The following is a 2,556-nucleotide window of genomic DNA, read 5'->3' as shown; positions in this document are numbered from 1 at the left end:
TATCCGAGAACTCGAGCAGCGGCTGGCCGAGCTGAATGTCGACAAGGAGCAGGTGAAAGCACGTATTGCACAGCTCGATCGGCAAATCGGTGCCGAGCGTCTTCGTGTCAATAATCTGAGCTTCGCTACCCTTAATGCCAGCGTCGCGGGTCTCGTCTGGGACATACTAATAGACGATGGCCAATACGCGCGGCGCGGCCAGGATCTCGTCAAGATCGCAGACTGCAGTACACTGATCGTCACCGCGGGTGTCAGCGAATCTCTGTACGACGGCCTCTCGGTGGGAACGGCCGCGCAATTTCGGTTGTTTCGAGATGATCGTATTTTCAATGGAACCATAACTCGACTTGGCGGATCCGGTGCGGCCTCGCTCTACACCAATCTTGCTGTGGGTCCAAGTGCACAACATCTCGAGCGCTTTGATGTCACCATGACTGTTTCAGACCTTGCAAGAGAGCCAGATCTCGGCTGCGCGATAGGGCGTACTGGACGCGCTATCTTCACGGGTGGCCCAATCGCTCAATTCCGTCGGTTTATTACGCGGTACGGACTCTGATGCTTCTGCTGTCACCAATCGCCGCTGCCTTCGCAGGCGCAGCTTTCATAATTGGGCTCCGCCTTGCCGTCTTTCCGTTGCTTAATCCAATAAAGTGGTATTGGCGGGCTCTCCTCCTGGGGACGGCTGCCGTGCTGTCTTGGCGTTATGTGCTTTGGCGCTTCACCGAAACGCTGGCACCCCTCGACTGGACTGCGGCCGCGCTGTTCAGTTGGGGATTCGCCATGCTCGAAGCTCTAACAGTGCTGTCCTCCTCCATCGCGTTTTTTATACTGTCGCGGGTGAAAGAGCGCACGGCCGAAGCAGACCAACATTCCGAATGGTGGCTGCCTGGAGAGGCGCCGCGCGTGGATGTTTTCATCACGACTTACAACGAGCCGTCGGATGTACTCGAGCGCACGATCATTGGAGCGACGGATATCCGCTATCCTCGTCTTCAGGTTTTTGTTCTCGACGACGGCGCCAGGAATTGGGTGCGGCAACTTTGCGAGCTTCACGAAATCGGATACATCGCACGCTCGGATAATGAGCACGCTAAAGCGGGGAACATCAACCATGCACTTCGCGAGCGCGCTCGCGATCCGATCCCCCCGGCCTTTGTTGCCGTACTTGACGCCGATTTCGTTCCCCATGCGGACTTTATCGCGCGGACGCTAGCGTTGTTTTACGAGCCAAGCGTCGCGCTCGTGCAAACCCCGCAGCATTTCTTCAATCCTGATCCGATCCAACATAACCTTGGAATAAGTACCGCATATCCGGATGAGCAACGTCATTTCTTTGACAACGTTGAGCCGGCGCGGGACGCTTGTGGCATTGCCATCTGCTGCGGAAGCTCATCCGTAATGCGGGTCGAGGCCGTCGAGCAAATTGGCTGGATTCCGACACAAAGCGTAACCGAGGACTTCCTGCTCACGCTGAAGCTCGCGGAAAGCGGCTGGCAAACCGTGTACCTTAACGAGCCGTTGACTGAAGGCTTGGCTCCCGAAGGACTGAAAGAATATATCACTCAGCGTGGACGGTGGTGCCTTGGCCTGATGCAGATCGTCCGCAACTCCTACAGCCCCTTTTGCATGCGCAGCCTTGGTCTGATGCATCGAATCGGCATTATTGATTCATTGCTCTACTGGCTCAGTACGTTTCCCTTCCGGCTTGCCAGCCTGATTCTCCCGCTATTGTACTGGTGGTGTGGCATCACCATCGTGAACGCGTCGTTGGTGGACATTACTAAATATTATGTACCGTATTACCTGATGGTCCTGGTGTCCCTGAACTGGCTTTCAAAAGGGTTGTTTGTCCCGCTTCTCAACGATACGGCTCAGCTGATCGCAGCTTGGCCCATCAGCCAGGCAGCTGCTCTCGGGTTGCTGACTGGGGGATCGCATAAATTCTCGGTGACGGCCAAAGGCGGCGACCGCACCAAAGTTGTTGTTCAATGGACGTTGATGCGACCATTCCTACTGTTGCTCGGACTGACGATCAGCGGCCTGATCGTGCCGCTGAACTCCGATTTCGTCTTCAATACGTCCGCAACAGCGGGCGACGGCACGGCTATCGTGATGTTCTGGACGGTTTACAACATTCTGGTGTTGCTCGTGGCAGTGGTAGTGTGCATCGAACGACCGCGATACGATCGACCTCAGCGCCAGATCCCAGAACCAATCACGCTTGTGATCCAAGGTGAAAAGCACCGCGGATGGCTTCTCAATCTGGGCCGAGGGGGCGCGCGAATCAGTGGTCCATCCGGACTTTCCACCGGAGCAGCAGGGAAGCTCAACCTGCCCGGGATTAGCGGAGTAGACGCGCATGTTGCTGCGACAACGCGTGATGGCTATCGACTTAAGTTCTCTCCAACTCCCGAGCAAACGGCGAGACTTATCAAGAAGCTTCACACTGAATCCGCCGTGCCAGGAGCCGATCGAGGGAACATCTTGCAAATGATCCGTGAGTTGGCGCGAGCTCTAACGAGTTGAGGAGCGCGAGATGCCGAAAAGACCGAGCCT

The 2,556-nt window shown here is 56.1% G+C and carries 2 protein-coding genes; both read left to right on the top strand.

Annotation, left to right across the window (positions count from 1 at the left end):
• A partial coding sequence (locus XI03_RS01725; protein ID WP_271591120.1) for an HlyD family secretion protein occupies positions 1–556 on the top strand: 556 nt, incomplete at its 5' end.
• A gap of 131 nt (positions 557–687) precedes the next feature.
• Positions 688–2,526 (top strand): glycosyltransferase, encoded by a 1,839-nt coding sequence (locus tag XI03_RS01720; RefSeq protein ID WP_271591119.1) that lies wholly within the window; start codon positions 688–690, stop codon positions 2,524–2,526.
• The last annotated feature ends 30 nt before the right edge of the window (positions 2,527–2,556 follow it).

Source organism: Bradyrhizobium sp. CCBAU 65884 (assembly GCF_028128835.1).
Classification (GTDB): Bacteria; Pseudomonadota; Alphaproteobacteria; order Rhizobiales; family Xanthobacteraceae; genus Bradyrhizobium; species Bradyrhizobium ottawaense.
Note: the sequence above shows the minus strand (reverse complement) of the source record. Positions and strands in the feature narration are given on the sequence as shown.